The 16844-nt window shown below is 64.3% G+C and carries 17 protein-coding genes; 7 read left to right on the plus strand and 10 right to left on the minus strand.

The features are described 5' to 3' along the window. Positions 1–17 precede the first annotated feature (17 nt). Positions 18–395 (plus strand): DUF423 domain-containing protein, encoded by a 378-nt coding sequence (locus CQ050_RS17890; RefSeq protein WP_105558184.1) that lies wholly within the window; start codon positions 18–20, stop codon positions 393–395. Between the two features lie 70 nt (positions 396–465). Next, positions 466–1374: a DMT family transporter gene (locus tag CQ050_RS17895; protein ID WP_105558185.1), complete on the plus strand. Its 909-nt coding sequence runs from the start codon at positions 466–468 to the stop codon at positions 1372–1374. A 16-nt stretch (positions 1375–1390) separates the two neighbouring features. Here CQ050_RS17895 and CQ050_RS17900 read toward each other — a convergent pair whose 3' ends face one another. Continuing rightward, a complete protein-coding gene (locus CQ050_RS17900; RefSeq protein WP_105558186.1) occupies positions 1391–2029 on the minus strand; it encodes a glutathione S-transferase family protein in 639 nt (212 codons plus the stop codon). 3 nt (positions 2030–2032) lie between these two features. After that, on the minus strand, positions 2033–3205 hold the full coding sequence (locus CQ050_RS17905; protein ID WP_105558187.1) for a PQQ-dependent sugar dehydrogenase: 1173 nt from the start codon (positions 3203–3205) through the stop codon (positions 2033–2035). Between the two features lie 135 nt (positions 3206–3340). On the opposite strand from CQ050_RS17905, the gene CQ050_RS17910 reads away from it, so the two are divergent. Then, entirely contained in the window at positions 3341–3952 is a 612-nt protein-coding gene (locus CQ050_RS17910; RefSeq protein ID WP_105558188.1) for a glutathione S-transferase family protein, read from the plus strand. A 50-nt stretch (positions 3953–4002) separates the two neighbouring features. Here CQ050_RS17910 and CQ050_RS17915 read toward each other — a convergent pair whose 3' ends face one another. After that, complete coding sequence (locus tag CQ050_RS17915; RefSeq protein ID WP_105558189.1) at positions 4003–4971, minus strand: LysR family transcriptional regulator; 969 nt, start codon at positions 4969–4971, stop codon at positions 4003–4005. Positions 4972–5091: 120 nt separating this feature from the next. On the opposite strand from CQ050_RS17915, the gene CQ050_RS17920 reads away from it, so the two are divergent. From CQ050_RS17920 to CQ050_RS17930, 3 genes are read left to right on the plus strand one after another with little or no spacing between them, the layout of a single operon-like run. After that, positions 5092–6069: a tripartite tricarboxylate transporter substrate binding protein gene (locus tag CQ050_RS17920; protein ID WP_105558190.1), complete on the plus strand. Its 978-nt coding sequence runs from the start codon at positions 5092–5094 to the stop codon at positions 6067–6069. Between the two features lie 8 nt (positions 6070–6077). Next, positions 6078–7559, plus strand: coding sequence for an amidohydrolase family protein (locus tag CQ050_RS17925; RefSeq protein WP_105558191.1), 1482 nt, complete (start codon positions 6078–6080; stop codon positions 7557–7559). Between the two features lies 1 nt (position 7560). Further along, complete coding sequence (locus CQ050_RS17930; RefSeq protein ID WP_105558192.1) at positions 7561–8304, plus strand: aspartate/glutamate racemase family protein; 744 nt, start codon at positions 7561–7563, stop codon at positions 8302–8304. 93 nt (positions 8305–8397) lie between these two features. Here CQ050_RS17930 and CQ050_RS17935 read toward each other — a convergent pair whose 3' ends face one another. From CQ050_RS17935 to proC, 7 genes are all read right to left on the minus strand, one after another. Next, entirely contained in the window at positions 8398–9099 is a 702-nt protein-coding gene (locus CQ050_RS17935) for an ABC transporter ATP-binding protein (protein WP_105558193.1), read from the minus strand. Continuing rightward, complete coding sequence (gene livG / locus CQ050_RS17940; RefSeq protein ID WP_105558194.1) at positions 9099–9866, minus strand: high-affinity branched-chain amino acid ABC transporter ATP-binding protein LivG; 768 nt, start codon at positions 9864–9866, stop codon at positions 9099–9101. Before livG ends, CQ050_RS17935 begins: the two co-directional genes overlap by 1 nt. Beyond that, positions 9863–11098, minus strand: a complete 1236-nt coding sequence (locus CQ050_RS17945; RefSeq protein ID WP_199196857.1) for a high-affinity branched-chain amino acid ABC transporter permease LivM — start codon at positions 11096–11098, stop codon at positions 9863–9865. Before CQ050_RS17945 ends, livG begins: the two co-directional genes overlap by 4 nt. Continuing rightward, complete coding sequence (gene livH / locus CQ050_RS17950; RefSeq protein ID WP_105558196.1) at positions 11098–12024, minus strand: high-affinity branched-chain amino acid ABC transporter permease LivH; 927 nt, start codon at positions 12022–12024, stop codon at positions 11098–11100. The genes CQ050_RS17945 and livH overlap by 1 nt, the downstream gene beginning before the upstream one ends. A gap of 190 nt (positions 12025–12214) precedes the next feature. Continuing rightward, a complete protein-coding gene (locus tag CQ050_RS17955; RefSeq protein WP_105558197.1) occupies positions 12215–13330 on the minus strand; it encodes a high-affinity branched-chain amino acid ABC transporter substrate-binding protein in 1116 nt (371 codons plus the stop codon). 442 nt (positions 13331–13772) lie between these two features. Continuing rightward, entirely contained in the window at positions 13773–14327 is a 555-nt protein-coding gene (locus CQ050_RS17960; RefSeq protein WP_105558198.1) for a queuosine precursor transporter, read from the minus strand. Next, complete coding sequence (gene proC, locus CQ050_RS17965; protein ID WP_105558199.1) at positions 14324–15157, minus strand: pyrroline-5-carboxylate reductase; 834 nt, start codon at positions 15155–15157, stop codon at positions 14324–14326. Before proC ends, CQ050_RS17960 begins: the two co-directional genes overlap by 4 nt. Positions 15158–15351: 194 nt before the next feature. Between proC and ugpB the strand changes: the two genes are divergently transcribed. Next, on the plus strand, positions 15352–16665 hold the full coding sequence (gene ugpB / locus CQ050_RS17970) for a sn-glycerol-3-phosphate ABC transporter substrate-binding protein UgpB (RefSeq protein WP_105558200.1): 1314 nt from the start codon (positions 15352–15354) through the stop codon (positions 16663–16665). Positions 16666–16844 lie beyond the last annotated feature (179 nt).

Genomic DNA, 16844 nt, shown 5'->3' on the forward strand with positions numbered 1-16844 from the left:
AAGGAAAAGGACAAGCAATGACGGACCGGCAGCTCACGATACTCGCAGCGTTGAACCTCATGGTGGCAGTGGGCGCCGGCGCCTTCGGCGCCCATGGATTAAAGCGCATGCTGACGCCGGAATTGCTGTCCGTCTGGCAGACGGGGGTGCTGTACCACCTGATCCACGCCATGGGCCTGTTCATCATCGCCCTGCTGGGCGCCCGGTTCGGCTCGCCGCTGCTGTCGGCGGCCGGCGTGGTCATGTTCGTGGGCATCGTGCTGTTTTCAGGCAGCCTGTACCTTCTGTCGCTGACCGGCACGCACTGGCTCGGCGCCGTCACGCCCCTGGGCGGCGCGGCCTTCCTGGCCGCCTGGGCGATGGTGGCGCTGGCCGCCTACCGCGCCCAGGGCTGACCCTCCGCGCTACGCACATACGTCCCTTATTCGCCACGGCGGCAGGAACCGCCGCTCTTGCAGGTTTCAGATGTCTTCCTCGACCGTACTACCCGCCGCCCGGGACCACTCCGCCGCAGCAGGCATTGCCTGCGTGGTGGGCGGCATCTTCTTCCTGACGCTCAGCGACGCCAACGCCAAGTGGCTGGGCGCGCACTACAACCCGTTGCAGATCCTGTTCCTGCGCGCCTTGATCGCCTTGCCCTTCGTCATGACGCTTGCCTTGTGGCTGGGAGGCCGCCGGGTGCTGCGCACCACGCACCCGGGCCTGCACCTGACACGCGGCGCGATCAACGTGGTGTCCGCCTGTTGCTTCTACCTGGGCCTGCGCGCGTTGCCGCTGGCCGAGGCCACCGCGATCGCGTTCGCCGCCCCCCTGTTCGTGACGGCGCTGTCGGTGTTGATCCTGAAAGAACGCGTGGACGGCAAGCGCTGGCTCGCCGTGCTGGCGGGCTTCGTCGGGGTGTTGATCGTCGTGCGCCCGGGGTCGTCCGCTTTCCAGCCCGCCACCCTGCTGCCGCTGACGACGGCCTTCCTGTATGCCGTCATGATGATCACGGCGCGTGGCATCAGCCGCGGCGAAGGCATGCTGACGACCACGTTCTACATCGTGCTGGGGCAACTGGTCTGCAGCGCCGTCGGCTTGCCTTGGGTGTGGCAGACCCCGGCGATGGAAGACCTGCCTTACTTCGGCGGCGTGGCGTTGTTCAGCACGCTGGGGCTGGCCCTGATCACACAGGGCTTTCGCATCGGCCCGGCCTCCGTCGTCGCGCCGTTCGACTACACCGGTCTGATCTGGGCCACGATCCTGGGCTGGATTTTCTGGCGCGAAGCGCCGGATGCCTATGCCTACCTGGGCGCACTGATCATCGCCGGCAGCGGCGTCTACATCGCGGTGCGCGAGGCGCGAGCCAAAGGCAAACGGCGCGCCAAGGCATAACGGCGGGCCTTCGCGGCTATTCGGTGGGCGGCGGAAAATTCCGCTGCAACACCCGCGCCACGTTCGGTTCCAGGGCCGCTTCGCGCGCCACGGCCGTCAACGCCGGACAGACAGCGCCGAACCACGCTTGCCCGGGCCGCCAATGCGTCATGACGGTCACATACAGGTCCAGCGCCGAGAATCGGCGGCCCAGCATATGGGGCGCGCCCGCCTGGCGTTCAAGCTCCAGCCATAGTTCCGCCCGGCGCGTATGCACGCGTTCCCGCAGCAGGTCCGCCGCCGCGCCCTCCGTGGTCCATTGCGGTGGGTCGTCGCCATACGTGAAGGTCGGATAGATGGCGGCGACCAGCCGCAGCAACAGATTCAGGAAGTGCACGCGCTCCGGCTTGTCGGGCGGTGGCGCCAGGCCCGCTTGTGGCGCCACGTCATGCAGGTGCAGGATCATCGCCGCGCTTTCGGTCATGACCTCGCCGTCGGGCGTGATCAGCGTCGGCACCTGCCCCAGCGGGTTCAGAGCCAGCAGCCTGTCGCGTTCCGGGCCAGGTTTCAGGTACGGCACGTCCGTCAGCGTATGCGGCACGTTGGCCAGCGCCAGCGCCATCTCGACGATGGCCGAGCCGCAGCCCGCGGATCCGATCAGTTCATACGTCTTCATCGCTCACTCTCCCGATTCGGCCGGCGCGATCCGCAGCAATTGCCCGGGAGATGCGTCGGTCAGCACATAGACATATCCATCCGGCCCCTGCCGGACATCGCGTATCCGGCTTTTGCGGTCCACCAGCAACCACTCCTGCCCCACGACCCGATTGCCGTCCAGCGTCAGGCGGATCAGATTCTGATTGGCCAGCGCGCCGATGAACAACGAGTTCCGCCACGCCGGAAAGCGGTCGGCGCTATAGAAGGCCATGCCGCTGATCGCGGGAGACTTGGCCCACCAGAACAGCGGCGGCTCGGTCCCGGGGGCGGTTTCGCCCTTGGCCTCGGGTATCGGCTGGCCCGAATAATTGATGCCGTAGGTCGCCAACGGCCAACCGTAGTTCTTGCCCGGCTTGACTACGTTGATCTCGTCGCCGCCGCGCGGGCCGTGCTCGTTCTCCCAAAGGTCGCCGGACCACGGGTTCAACGCCATTCCCTGCGGGTTGCGGTGTCCGTAAGACCAGATCTCGGGCCGTGCGCCAGCCTTGCCGGCAAAGGGATTGTCGGGCGGCACCGAGCCGTCGGTTTTCAGCCGCACCACCTTGCCTTGCAGCTTGTCGAGGTCCTGCGCGGTCGGACGCTGGTTGTTTTCGCCCAGTGCGATAAACAGATATCCCTTGCCGTCGAATACCAGGCGCGATCCGAAATGCTGACCCGACGACAGCTTGGGGGCCTGGCGGAACAACACCTTGAAATCCTGCAGGTCCGTGGCGTCGTCGGCCAGGCGTCCGCGTCCGACGACCGTGCCGCTTTTATTGCCGTCGGACTCGGCGTAAGACAAATACACATAACGATCGATGGCGAAGTCCGGCGACAGCGCCACGTCCAGCAAGCCGCCCTGCCCCGAGGCTGCCACTTTAGGCACCCCCGAGAGCGGCTTCGACAGCCCGCCCGGCGTGCGGAGCAAGCGCAGATTGCCGGGTCGTTCGGTGATCAACACACCGCCGTCGGGCAGAAAGGCCATTGCCCAAGGATGATCCAATCCGCCCACGACAGGCGTGACGCGGGAGGCCACTGCGGGCGGTTCCTGGGCGGCGCGCGCAGGCGACGCGGCGTGAAAGGCGCCCGCGACGGCCAGCAACGAGGATACGAACAGGGGGATCGCGCGCGTGCTCGCGGCGGTGCGTGACTGCATGGACATCTCCGGCGGCAACTGGGTTGAATGCGGGCACGGATGGCATGGCAGGAAGGCGCGGCCTCGGCCTTGGTTGGCGTACCATAGCGCCCAGGGACGGTGCCTCCCGTCCTTCCTCTCAGGAGACCCCATCACATGAAACTGTACTACATGCCCGGCGCGTGCTCGCTCGCTTCCCACATCGTCCTGGAGTGGGTCGGCAAACCATACGAGACGCACAAGCTCAGCCGCGAGGAGCTCAAGGGCGCTGACTTTCTGAAGGTGAATCCGCTGGGCGCCGTACCCGCGTTGACCGACGGTGACTGGACCGCGACGCAGAACGCCTCGATCCTGGAATACATCGCCGAACAGGCCCCGCAGAGCAAGCTGCTGGGCGACGGCAGCGCGCGTTCACGCGCGGATGTGCGCCGCTGGGTGGGCTTCATCAACTCCGACATCCACAAGACGTTCTCGATGATCTTCGGTGCGTCCCGCTTCCTGAGCGACGAAGGCGCGCAGAAAGAACTGGCCGAATCGGCTTCGAAGCTGCTGACCAAGCTGTTCTCGCAGCTGGACGCGCAACTGGCCGGCAAGCCGTACCTGACGGGCGACGCGCCCTCCATCGCCGACGCCTACCTGTACGTCGTGCTGCGCTGGGCGCATGCCAAGGGCGTGGACCTGTCCGGTCAGGACAATCTGGCGGCATTCTTCAAGCGCATGGAAGCCGACAAGGGCGTCCAGGCCGCGCTGAAGGCCGAAGGGCTGTAACGCGAAGGCTGCCGGCAGGCGGCTTTCCCCTGCCCCGCTGCCCTTCCGAATCAGCTTTTGTCCGGCGCGCCTGGCGGCCCCGAGAACGCTGCGCCCTCCAGCGTTTTCTTCACCGCCGCCAGGAAGCGCCGAGCCAATAACGGCGGCGCGCTCAGATTCGAATGCGTGGCCCAGATCTCGACGCAGGCCGCGGGCTCGATGGGCCGCAGCACCGTCTGCGCCGCCAGGTCGGGCGCCACGCACCACGCGTCCACCAGCGCCGGCCCCAACCCCTGCTGCACAAACGAACAGGCCGTCACCGGCGAGTGCACTTCGACCGCGGCGGCGCATCGCGGCCCCTCCCCGAAGAACGGCTGCAACGCCCGCCCCAGCGGCGTGTCTCGCGGGTAACCGATCCATGCGGCCGACGCGAAATCCTCCGGGCGCACCACATCATGGCGGGCCAGCGGATGCGATTTCGGCATCACGCAGACCACCGGCACCTGCGCCAGCCGAACCGATGTCAGGTTGGGATGATCGGGCGGCTGCATCGAAATGCCGATGTCCGCCTGCCCGGACAGGAAGTACGCCGCAAGTTCGTCGAACGTGACACTGCGGTAGTCCACGCGGGCATCCGCATTGCGCCCCCGAAACCGCTCCAACGCCATCGGAACCAACCGTTGGCCGAAGCTGGCGCTGGCCACGATCTTCAGCATGCCCGCGCCCGACTGTCCCAAACTGGCCGCCAGATCGTTCACGCGCTGGATACCGCCATAGACCTGCTCGACTTCGGCGTACAGCCGGCGCGCCTCGGCCGTGGGCGACAAGCGGCTCTTCACGCGTTCGAACAGACGATATCCCAGCCGGCTCTCGGTCAGCGCCAGCACCCGGCTGACGGCAGGTTGCGATACGTGCAGCATCCGCCCCGCCCCGCTGATCGAACCGGACATCATGATGGCCCGGAATACCTCGATCTGACGCAGGTTCAACGGCCGTCCGGCACTGGGGCCGACCTCGTCGGCATAGGCATCCGCATCCAAATTTCTTCCCCTTGATCGATAACGGCGGATTATAGGATTGCCACATTTTTCGATGATGCGGCGCCGCAGCGCAGGTGTAATCTGCGCCGGTCTACACAACAAAACAAGGGGAATACCACCATGTACCGCACCATTTTCCGCAGCCTTTCCGCGATAGCCCTGAGCACCTCGCTGATCGGCGCCGCCGTCGCCGGCCCGTATCCCGACAAGCCCATCACGTTCATCGTGCCGTCCGCCGCGGGCGGATCGCCCGACGTGCTGTCGCGCCTGATCACAACGCAACTGGCCCGCGACACCGGCGCCACGATGGTCGTCGAAAACCGCCCGGGCGCCGCAGGCAACATCGGCATCGCGCTGGTCAAGCGTGCCGCGGCCGATGGCTACACCGTGGGCTACGGCAACATCAATACGCTTGCCGTGAACCGCTCGCTGTTCAAGCGCCTGCCCTACGACGTGGACCAGGACCTGACGCCGGTCGCCCACCTGTTCGACCTGTACAACGCATTGATCGTGCCGGCCGATTCCCCGGTCAAGAGCGTGCAGGACCTGATTGACCTGGCCCGCAAGCAACCCGGCCGCCTGTCCTACGGCGCCTCGGGCGTCGGCACCACCGGCCACATGGGCGGCGAACTCTTCAAGAGCATGGCCAAGCTGGACGTGATGTTCATCCCGTACAACGGCGGCCCCGCCGCCATCCAGGACCTGCTGGGCGGCCGCCTGGACTACCTGTTCGTGAACACCTCGGAAGCCACCCCCCTGGTCAAGAGCGGCAAGGTCCGCGCCATCGGCGTCAGCAGCCTGAAACGCCTGCCCTTGATGCCCGACGTGCCGACGCTGGACGAATCCGGTCTGAAGGGCTATGAAACGGTCGCGTGGGGCGGCGTCGTGGCGCCCAAGGGCACCCCCGCCGAGGTGGTGGCCACGCTGAACACCGCCATCCAGAAAGCCCTTCAGGCGCCCGAGGTGCGCACCGGTCTGGCCACGCTGGGCGCGGTGCCGGCCGCGGGTTCGCCCGACGACTTCAAGCAGCTGATCGATCGTGAAACGGTCAAGTGGCAGAAGATCATCGACAACGCCGGCATCGAAAAACTGGACTAAGCAGCCTCATGACGGATTGCACTTTGCAGGCAGATTTCATCGTCGCGGGCGCCGCGCTTATCGACGGCTCGGGCAGCCCCGCACGTCAGGCAGACCTGGCCGTGCTGGGCGACCGCATCGTCGCAGTGGGCCGCTTCGTCCACCCCGAAGGCGTGCCGGTAGTCGACGGACGGGGCAAGGTCCTGGCCCCGGGCTTCATCGATTCGCACACCCACGACGACGGCTACCTGCTGGCGCATCCGGACATGTTGCCCAAAGTGTCGCAAGGCATCACCACGGTCGTCACCGGCAACTGCGGGATCAGCCTGGCGCCACTTGAGCGCGACGCCGTCCCGCAACCGCTGGACCTGCTGGGCCCGCCCGACCTGTTCCGCTTCGGCACGTTTCGCGCGTGGATGGACGCCCTGCGCGCCACGCCGGCCGCCGTGAACGTGATCCCGCTAGTGGGGCACACCACGCTGCGCGTCGCCGTCATGAACGATACGTCGCGTGCCGCGAACGACGGCGAACGCGCCGCGATGCGCGAGCTGATGCAAGAAGCGCTGGACGCCGGCGCCTTCGGCGTCTCCACCGGCACGTTCTACCCGCCGGCCAGCGCCGCGCCCACCGACGAGATCATCGACGTCTGCCGTCCGCTCAAGGACGCGCGGGAATCCGGCCGGGTCGGTCTGTACGCCACCCACCTGCGCGACGAAGCCGACCACATCGTTCCCGCCATGGAGGAAGCGTTGCTGATCGGCCGCGAACTCGACTGCCGGGTGGTGTTTTCGCACCACAAGCTGGCGGGCGAACGCAATCATGGCCGCACCCGCGAAACCCTGGACCTGATCAGCCGCGCCGCCGCCAGTCAGCCCGTATGCCTGGACTGCCATCCTTATCCGGCCACCTCCACCATGCTGCGCCTGGACCGGGCACGGCTGGCCAGCCGCACGATGATTACCTGGTCCAAGGGCTACCCCGAGGCCACCGGCCGCGATTTCAGCGAGGTCATGCAAGCGCTGGGCCTGGACGACGAGGCCGCCGTCGCGCGCCTGGCCCCCGCCGGCGCGATCTACTTCCTGATGGACCCCGCCGACGTCAACCGCATCTTCGCGCATCCGCTGACGATGGTCGGGTCGGACGGCCTGCCCTTCGATCCGCATCCGCACCCCCGCCAATGGGGCACGTTCACCAATGTCTTGCGCACGATGGTGCGCGAACAACAGCTGCTGTCGCTAGAGGCCGCCATTCACAAGATGACGGGCCTGGCGGCGGGCCAATATGGAATCGCCAAGCGTGGACTGCTGCGCGAGGGTTATCATGCTGACCTGGTGCTGTTCGATCCCGCCACGGTGACAGATGTGGCCACTTTTTCAGCTCCCATTCAGGCAAGCCAGGGCATCCACGCGGTGTGGGTCAACGGCAAGCAGGTGTGGGACGGGGAACGAACTGGCGCTGAACGCCCGGGACAGGTCCTGACGCCCGGCGACGCATTACCTCGGAGTTTATAAAGTGAAGACCTTTTCCCAGGGCTGCTACCTGGGTGTATTGGGCGGCATGGGCCCGATGGCCGGCGCGGCCTTTGCCCTACGCCTGGCGGCGCTGACGCCCGCCGCGATTGACCAGCAACACATCCCCACCTTGTTGCGCAACGATCCCCGCATTCCCGACCGTTCCAGCGCCTACATGGCGGGCGGCGAAAGCCCCCTGCCCTACATGGTCGACGGCGTGCGTTTCCTGGAAACCTCCGGTGCGCAGTTGATCGCCATCCCGTGCAACACGGCGCACCTCTGGTATGACGAGATCGCGGCGTCCACCGGTGTGCCGGTGCTGCACATCATCCAGGCAGTTATCGACGACCTGCGCCGCCTGGGCCTGCCCCGTGGCCGCATTGGCCTGATGGGCACCGCGGCCACGCTGAAGCTGGGGCTTTACCAGAAGCGTCTCGAGGCCCAAGGCTACGAGTGCATCGTGCCGGACGACGACGAGGTCGAACGCTACTGCATGGGCTCGATCCGCGCCGTCAAAGGCAATCAACTGGAAGCCGCGTTCGCGCCGGCCGCCGAGTGCATCGCGCGTCTGAAGGCCCGCGGCGCCGATGCCGTGGTGCTCGGTTGCACCGAACTGCCGCTAGCCGTGCCGCATGCGCTGCGCCCCGGCCTGGGCGTGATGCTGACGGATTCAATCGATGCACTGGCCCGCGCCGCCATTGCGCACTATGAAGCCGACTTGGCCAGGCAGCTTATCGCGGCGTGATGGTTGCGCGCGCGCATCACCGCTTTCCACGAAAAAAAAGGCGCATCTTCCGATGCGCCCAATTTCCCTTCGCGGGGAATGTCGATCCAATCGTCAACCGCCCAGGTAAGCCTTGCGCACCTGATCGTTGACCAGCAAATTGGCGCCCGTGTCCTGCAGCACGACGCGGCCGTTCTCCAGCACATAGCCGCGATCGGCCACGCCCAGCGCCTTGTTCGCGTTCTGCTCCACCAGGAACACCGTCACGCCTTGTTCGCGGATCTCGCGGATGATGTCGAAGATCTGCGCGATCACCAGCGGCGCCAGGCCCAGCGTCGGCTCGTCCAGCAGCAACAGGCGCGGACGCGTCATCAGGGCCCGGCCGATGGCCAGCATTTGCTGTTCGCCGCCCGACATCAGGCCGGCGCGCTGCGCGGAGCGTTCTTTCAAACGCGGGAACAAACCGTAGACGTGCTCGATGCCCGCCTCGATTTCCGACCGCTTCGAAAAAAAGCCGCCCATCATCAGGTTCTCGGCAACCGTCAAATCCTTGAAGACACGACGCCCTTCCGGCGAAATGGCGATGCCATTGCGCATGATGTGGTGCGTGTCCTTGTGGGTGATGTCCTCGCCTTCAAACGTGATCTTGCCTTCGCGCGCCCTGGGGTTTCCGCAGACCGTCATCAGCAGCGTCGTCTTGCCGGCGCCGTTGGCCCCGATCAACGTCACGATTTCGCCTTTGTTGACGTCCACCGACACCCCGTTCAACGCCTGAATCGCGCCGTAGTAGGTGTGTATGTTTTCCAGCTTAAGCATCATTCCTCCCCCAGGTACGCCTTAATGACGCGCTCGTCGTTGCGCACCTGCTCGGGGGTGCCGGTAGTAATGGGCTTGCCGTGCTCCATGACGAGAATACGGTCGGAAATGCCCATGATCAGGCTCATGTCGTGCTCGATCAGCAGCACCGCAACGCCGAACTCGCGCCGCAGTTGATCGATGAGCGACTGCAGATCGCGCTTTTCCTGGGGATTCAGGCCAGCGGCCGGCTCGTCCAGCATCAGCAGGCGCGGCTTGGTGATCATGCATCGCGCGATCTCCAGGCGGCGCTGGTGGCCATATGCCAGGTTGCCGGCTTCGCGGTTGGCGAATTCTCGCAGCCCCATGAAGTCCAGCCATTGCGCCGCACGCGACAGCGCGTCGGCTTCGGACTGGCGATAGCCCTTCAGCTTCAACAACCCCGGCAGCAGCCGCGATTCCACCTGGATGTGTTGCGCCACCAGCAGGTTCTCAAGCACGGTCAGCTGCTTGAACAGCCGCACGTTCTGGAACGTGCGCACCAGCCCATGACGGGCGACCTTATGGCTGGGCAGTCCGGTGATCGGCTTGCCGTCCATGATGATGTCGCCCGCGGTCGGCGCATAAAAACCGCCGACGCAATTGAACACGGTGGTCTTGCCGGCGCCGTTGGGGCCGATGATGGCAAACACCTCGTCGGATTTGACTTCGAACGCCACGCTGTCGACGGCAAGCAGGCCGCCAAACCGCATGGTGAGCCCGGATACTTTCAGCAATGCCTCGCTCATTTAGACAGCTCCACGTGGGGACGCTTCATGGGCAACAACCCCTGCGGACGCCACATCATCATCAACACCATCACCAGACCGAACATCAGCATCCGGTATTCGGCGAATTCCCGCGCCAGTTCCGGCAAGACCGTCAACAGCACGGCCGCCAGGATCACCCCCACCTGCGAGCCCATGCCGCCCAGCACCACAATGGCAAGGATCAGCGCCGATTCGATGAAGGTGAAGGACTCCGGGTTCACCATGCCCTGGCGCGCCGCGAAGAATGCGCCGCCGAAGCCGGCGAAGGTGGCGCCCAGCGTGAACGCGGACAACTTGATGCGCGTGGGGTTCAGCCCCAGCGACCGGCACGCGATCTCGTCCTCGCGCAACGCTTCCCAGGCGCGGCCGACCGGCATGCGGATCAGGCGCGTCGAGACAAACAGCGTGATCAGCGCCAGCAACAGCGCCATCATGTACAGGTAGATCACCATGTGCTGATTCTGGAACGTCAGCCCGAAGAAGTCATGGAACGTCGTGCCGCCTTCCGTGCTGGCGCGGCGGGTCATTTCCAGGCCAAAGACCGTGGGCTTCGGAATTCCCGAGATGCCGTCCGGCCCGCCGGTCAGCGTGTTCAGGTTGATCAGCAGCAGACGGATCATTTCACCGAACCCCAGCGTCACAATGGCCAGGTAGTCGCCCCGCAGGCGCAACACGGGAAAGCCCAGCACGAAGCCGAACAACGCCGCCATCGCGCCCGAGAACGGCAGCGCTTCCCAGAAGCTCCAGCCGCCCCAGTGGTACAGCAAGGCATAGGTGTAGGCGCCGACGGCGTAGAAGCCGACGAAACCCAGGTCCAGCAGGCCCGCGAACCCCACGACGATATTCAGGCCCAGGCCCAACATCACATAGATCAGCACCAGCGTGGCGATGTCGACCGAGCTGCGGCCCGCGAAGAATGGCCAGACGACCGCGATCGCAAGCAGCAGCAGCGCCAGCCCCTTGTGGCTCTTGGCGGGTGCGGACGGCAAGGTCGGCAGCGACGTCTTCAGCTTCTTGAATGGCGCGGCGATCCACGGACGCAGCATCTGGAACAGGAACACGACGGCCGCGGCAAGCGCCACCAGCCCCCAGTGCGATTCCATCGAGGTGCGCGCGCCCTGGCGGATCAGTTGCAGGCCAAACACCGGCGTGACGATGACCGCCGTCAGCACGGCCGCCATCGTGGCGTTTTTAAGATTATTTTTCGACATCAGACTTTTTCCACCTCAGGTTTGCCCAGCAGCCCGGTGGGACGGAACAGCAGAATCAGGACCAGCAGCGAAAACGCCACGATGTCCTTGTACTGTGACGAGATATACGCGGCCGCGAAGGTCTCGGCCAGGCCCAGCAGCACGCCGCCCAGCATGGCGCCAGGAATGCTGCCGATGCCGCCCAGCACCGCCGCCGTGAAGGCCTTGATGCCGGCCAGGAAGCCGATGAAGGGATTCAGTTTGCCGATGGTGATGGCGATCAACACGCCCCCCACCGCCGCCAGGATCGCGCCCATCACGAACGTGAAAGAGATCACGCGGTTGGTATCGATGCCCAGCAGATTGGCCATGTGCATATCCTGCGAGCAGGCGCGCGAGGCGCGGCCCATGCGGGAATACTTGATGAACAGCGTCAGTCCGATCATCAGCACGACCGTCACGACAATGATCATGATGCGCGAATACGGCACCGTCACGTCAAAATCGGATCCCATGTGGAACTGCACGGCGCCCGATACCAGCGAGGGCACGGCCATGTCGCGCGCGCCTTGGCCAAGCGCGACCCAGTTCTGCAGGAAGATCGACATGCCGATCGCCGAGATCAGCGCCACCAGCCGGGGGCTGCCTCGTACGGGCCGGTAGGCCACGCGTTCGACGGAAAAGCCGTAGATACCGGTCACGGTGATCGCAACAAGCAGCATGGCCGCGATAATGAACGGCATCGGCAGACCGCTATTGGTGCCGATGGACGTCAGGGTGACCAGGCCGACATAGGCGCCGATCATATAGATTTCGCCGTGGGCGAAGTTGATCATACCGATGATGCCGTAGACCATTGTGTAGCCGATGGCAATCAACGCATAGATCGCGCCCAGAGACAATCCATTGAAGAATTGCTGGGTAAGTTGGGGTATGAGGTCGGACATATTTCTCTTGCTCCAAATGGTTCCGGCCCCGGTAGCGAGACCCGGAGCCGGAAACCTGGGCGTATTTTATAAGGGCCTGTAGTCAGCTTATGCCGGCCGCACAGCGCTTTTGGCGCATCGCTACGCGGATTACGGCACAACGAGGACGACAGGCCCTACACGCCGGCACCGTGCCGGCGGGATCGCGAGTTTACAGCTGGGTCTTCTTTCCGTTCTTGTCCCATTTGTAAACGGCGAATTCGAAGTTCTTCAAATCGCCCTTGGCATCGTACTCAACCTTGCCGATACCGGTATTGAAGGTGGTCTTGTGCATGTAGTCCGCGACCTTGGCGGGGTCTTCGCCCACGGCGTTGATGCTGTCGGCCAGAATCTGCACGGCGGCGTACGCCGGCATCTGGAAGGCGCCGTCCGGATCGCGCTTGGCGTCCTTGAAGGCCTTCACGATGCCCTCGTTGCCGGGCAACTTGGTGAAGTCGGCGGGCAACGTCACCAGCAAGCCGTCGATGGCCGGACCGGCAATGGCCACCAGATCCTGGTTGGCCGTTCCTTCGGGGCCCATGAACTGGACCTTCAGGCCCTGCTCACGCGCCTGGCGCAACAGCAGGCCCAGTTCGGGGTGATAGCCGCCGAAATAGACCAGGTCCACGCCTGCGGACTTCAGCTTGGTGATGATGGCCGAATAGTCGCTGTCGCCAACGTTGATGCCTTCGAACAGGGCCACGTTGACGTTCTGCTTGGCCAGCGCGTCCTTGACCTGCGTGGCCACGCCCGAACCGTAGGTCTGCTTGTCGTGCAGCACGGCGACCTTCTGCGGCTTCAGCGTCTTGGCGATGTAGGACGCGGCATACGGGCCTTGCTGGTCATCGCGGCCGATCGTGCGGAAGAAATAATGCGGCTTGATGGTGTCGGTCACCAGCGGCGACGTGGCGCCCGGGGTGATGCCGACAATGCCCTCTTCCTCGTAAACCTTCACGGCGGCGACCGTTACGCCGGAGCACGCATGGGCCACGGCGAATTTGGCGCCGGAGTTGACCACGCGGTTGGCGGCCGGCACGGCCTGCTTGGGTTCGCAGCCGTCGTCGATCAGGATCGGTTCAAGCTTCTTGCCCTTCACGCCGCCCTTGGCGTTGATGGTTTCGATGGCGGTCAAGGCGCCGGCCTGGATCTGGTCGCCGTATTGCGTATTGGGACCGGTCATGGGCTGGGGAATGCCGATCTTGATCGTGTCGGCGGCGTGCGCGGCGCCAGCCAAGGCAAGTGCCCCAAGCGCCATGGCAACCGGGGTAAGGCGATTCAGAAACTTCATGCGGAGTTCTCCAGCGAGGTTTTGAGCGGCTCTGATCGAAACGGTTTATCGGGTGGGTACCCCGCAATCCGTTTCGCGCGTCGCCGGCTTCTTGGGCAAAAACACGGTGTGGGCGGTATTCTGGAAGCAAGCCGCCATACTGTCACTGCGTGTAATCCCCAATATTTTCCAGCCAACCTTTAATCGTGACGGATCATCGCGGCAAGGCCATGAATTCGCTGGAGAAATCGCAAATCTGCCTTAGTTATCCCTTGGCATTCAACAAGGATTTGTGCTTGGCGTTTATATGAAAAATCATTAATACGCTGTTCGAAATCGCATTTATATACAGTACTTACGCAGGTCTTACGGATAATGCCGATCGCGTTAATAAAAATGCGCGCATGAAGGCGGGGTATCCGCCGTCATGCGCGCAGTCTTTTGCGCCGTTGCCGCGTGTGGATCAGGCGTTGGCTGGCCGGGCCAGGTTCCACATCAGCGCCCTGAACGGCGCCAGCATGCTGATATTGACCGCCAACTTGATTGCCAGGTCGCCCAGCATCCATGTCGTCCACGGTGCGCCGGTGGCGGCGAACGCCACGCTGAAGAACACCGCCGTATCCAGGATTGCGCCCAGCACGCCCGACACCAACGGCGCACGCCACCAACGCTGGTCGCGCAAACGGTCGAATACCTGGATGTCGACCAATTGGGCGCAGATGTAGGCCAGGCCCGATGCCAGCGCGATGCGCGGCGACGCCACCCAGAACGACACCACCAGCGCGGCGGCGAAACCGAACCAGACCACGCGCCGCGCGGCGGCCGGGCCAAAGCGGCGGTTCAGCACGTCGGTCACCAGGAAGGCCACCGGATACGACAGGCCGCCCCAGGTCAACCAGTCGTTTAGCGGCACCTGGACCAGGATGTTGGAACCCACCACCACCAGCAGCATGCACAGCACGGCGATGCCGAACTGCAGGCGGCTCATGGCGGGAAAGCCCCGGCTTGCCACGTTCATTTGCCGAACTCCTCGGCCAGCTCGCGCGAACGGCGTGCCGCGGCGGCCATGGCGTCTTCGACAATGCCGGCGAATCCGGCCTCGCCGAACGCGGCCAGGGCCGCGGCCGTGGTCCCCCCCTTGGAGGTGACTCGCTCGCGCAGCACCGACAGCGGCTCGGTGGACTCGGCCGCCAGCTTCGTGGCGCCCGCCAACGTTCCCAGCGCCAATTGCTTGGCCTGTGCTTCGGTCAGTCCAACCTTCAAGCCGCCGGCCACCAGCGCTTCAAGGAAAAGAAACACGTAAGCCGGGCCGCTGCCCGACAGCGCGGTCACGCCGTCCAGCGCGGCGTCATCCGCCACCCAGACCACCTGCCCGACGCTTGTCAGCAACGTCGCCGCCAGTTCGCGGTCGGCCTCGCCCACGCCGTCCAGCGCAGCCAGGCCGGTGATGCCCGCGCCCACCAGGGCCGGCGTGTTCGGCATGCAGCGCACCAGGCGGTTGAACGGCGCGCCGGGCGTGCCCAGCCATTCCGCCAGCGTCTCGGCACGGATTCCCGCCGCCACGCTTACCACCAAGGTGTCATCCCGCAACCACTGACGCGTAGAAGCCACAACGGCTTTCATGTTCTGTGGCTTGACTGCGAACACCCACACGCGGCACCGACCAAGGGCCTCGTCGGGGGCCGTCGCGGTGGTCATGCCGCGCGCCTGCCAGGCGGCGTGGCCGTCCTGGTTTATGTCAATGACATGGATGTTCCCGGCGGGGCATACTTTGCCAGCCAGTCCGGATGCCAGCGCAGCCGCCATATTGCCGCCGCCAATGAACGCAATCGAAAGTTCGTTTTTCATAGCCCGGCATTGTAAACGGTCGGCTTCGTTGGGGAAAAAAAAGAAAATGTTCGTTCGCGCCTGAAACGCGCAATTTGACAGGCGTTTAGAGTGATGTGAAAGTCACGGTTTTGTCACAAACAATTCATAAGGTGTCGTGTTTTCTGCGCCCGGACAACCTGGCCGCAACACGCCCAACTGGAGGAAACCTCACCATGCGATCCCATCGTATTGCTTTAACCTTCGCCGCCATCATGACGGCATTCGCAGGCGCCTCCGCGCATGCCGCCACCGAGATCCAGTTCTGGCACTCGATGGAAGGCGCCCTGGGCGACCGCGTCAACGGTCTGGTGGACGAATTCAACAAGAAGAATCCTGACTACCAGGTCAAGGCAATCTACAAGGGCAACTACGGTGAGTCCATGAACGCCGGCATCGCCGCGTTCCGCGCCGGCAATGCCCCGGACATCCTCCAGGTGTTTGAAGTCGGCACCGCCACCATGATGTACGCCAAGGGCGCCATCAAGCCGGTGCAGCAGATGTCCGAAGAAGTTGGCAACCCGATCGATCCGAAGGAATTCATCGGCGCGGTCGCGGGCTACTACTCGTCGGCCGACGGCAAGCTGGTGTCGATGCCCTTCAACAGCTCGACCGTTGTCTTCTACTACAACAAGGACGCCTTCAAGAAGGCCGGCCTTGACGCCGACAAGCCGCCCAAGACCTGGGAAGAACTGGCCGCCGCCGGCCAGAAGCTGAAGGCCGCCGGCCAGGAATGTGGCTACACCACGTCGTGGCCGTCGTGGGTCCAGCTGGAAACGTTCTCGGCCTGGCATAACGTGCCGTACGCCACCAAGGACAACGGTTTCGGTGGTCTGGACGCCCGTATCGCCATCAACACCCCTCTGCACGTGCGCCACCTGGAAAACCTGGCCAAGCTGGGCAAGGAAGGCATCTTCATGTACGGCGGCCGCGGCGACGAGCCGAACTCGCTGTTCATCAGCGGCAAGTGCGCCATGATCACCGGTTCGTCGGGCCTGCGCGCCAACATCGCCAAGAACGCCAAGTTCGAATTCGGCACGTCCACCGTGCCCTACTACGCCGACGTGCAAGGCGCCCCGCAGAACACCATCATCGGCGGCGCTTCGCTGTGGGTCTTCGCCAACAAGAAGCCGGAAACCTACAAGGGCGTGACCGCGTTCTTCAAGTTCCTGGCCAGCCCGGAAATCGCCGCTCGCTGGCACCAGCAGACGGGCTACGTGCCGGTCACCAAGGCTGCCTACGAACTGACCAAGAAAGACGGCTTCTATGAGAAGAACCCGGGCACCGAAGTTGGCGTGAAGCAACTGAACGTGGAAACCACCGCGCAATCCCGCGGCCTGCGCCTGGGCTTCCTGCCGCAGATCCGTGAAATCGAAGATGCTGAAATCGAACGCATCGTGTCGGGCAAGGTCGCGGCCAAGGATGGCGCCGAGAACATCGTCAAGCGCGGCAACGAGTTGCTGGAGAAGTTCGAGAAGAGTGTAAAGTAGCGCCCTTTCCGGGACGCCGCCCGATGCTTGTCACCCAGCATTTTCCGCGCGGTGACAAGCACTTAGCGGCACGATCGGTTGCAAGCGCAAGGCTTAAAGCCCTGGTTTTTTTAGGGCTTTAAGCCTATCGTATTTTTATGAAAGCGGTTTCAAGCGGCGGTTATCCAACCGCCGCTTTT

This window comes from Achromobacter sp. MYb9, from assembly GCF_002975275.1.
Lineage (GTDB): Bacteria > Pseudomonadota > Gammaproteobacteria > Burkholderiales > Burkholderiaceae_B > Achromobacter.

Bases quoted from the DNA above. Each gene is read 5' to 3' on its own strand.
- CQ050_RS17935 (WP_105558193.1), bottom strand. From the start codon at position 9,099: ATGCTTAAGCTGGAAAACATACACACCTACTACGGCGCGATTCAGGCG.
- CQ050_RS17890 (WP_105558184.1), top strand. From the start codon at position 18: ATGACGGACCGGCAGCTCACGATACTCGCAGCGTTGAACCTCATGGTG.
- ugpB (WP_105558200.1), top strand. From the start codon at position 15,352: ATGCGATCCCATCGTATTGCTTTAACCTTCGCCGCCATCATGACGGCA.
- CQ050_RS17955 (WP_105558197.1), bottom strand. From the start codon at position 13,330: ATGAAGTTTCTGAATCGCCTTACCCCGGTTGCCATGGCGCTTGGGGCA.
- CQ050_RS17905 (WP_105558187.1), bottom strand. From the start codon at position 3,205: ATGCAGTCACGCACCGCCGCGAGCACGCGCGCGATCCCCCTGTTCGTA.
- proC (WP_105558199.1), bottom strand. From the start codon at position 15,157: ATGAAAAACGAACTTTCGATTGCGTTCATTGGCGGCGGCAATATGGCG.
- livG (WP_105558194.1), bottom strand. From the start codon at position 9,866: ATGAGCGAGGCATTGCTGAAAGTATCCGGGCTCACCATGCGGTTTGGC.
- CQ050_RS17960 (WP_105558198.1), bottom strand. From the start codon at position 14,327: ATGAACGTGGCAAGCCGGGGCTTTCCCGCCATGAGCCGCCTGCAGTTC.
- livH (WP_105558196.1), bottom strand. From the start codon at position 12,024: ATGTCCGACCTCATACCCCAACTTACCCAGCAATTCTTCAATGGATTG.
- CQ050_RS17920 (WP_105558190.1), top strand. From the start codon at position 5,092: ATGTACCGCACCATTTTCCGCAGCCTTTCCGCGATAGCCCTGAGCACC.
- CQ050_RS17900 (WP_105558186.1), bottom strand. From the start codon at position 2,029: ATGAAGACGTATGAACTGATCGGATCCGCGGGCTGCGGCTCGGCCATC.
- CQ050_RS17910 (WP_105558188.1), top strand. From the start codon at position 3,341: ATGAAACTGTACTACATGCCCGGCGCGTGCTCGCTCGCTTCCCACATC.
- CQ050_RS17895 (WP_105558185.1), top strand. From the start codon at position 466: ATGTCTTCCTCGACCGTACTACCCGCCGCCCGGGACCACTCCGCCGCA.
- CQ050_RS17945 (WP_199196857.1), bottom strand. From the start codon at position 11,098: ATGTCGAAAAATAATCTTAAAAACGCCACGATGGCGGCCGTGCTGACG.
- CQ050_RS17925 (WP_105558191.1), top strand. From the start codon at position 6,078: ATGACGGATTGCACTTTGCAGGCAGATTTCATCGTCGCGGGCGCCGCG.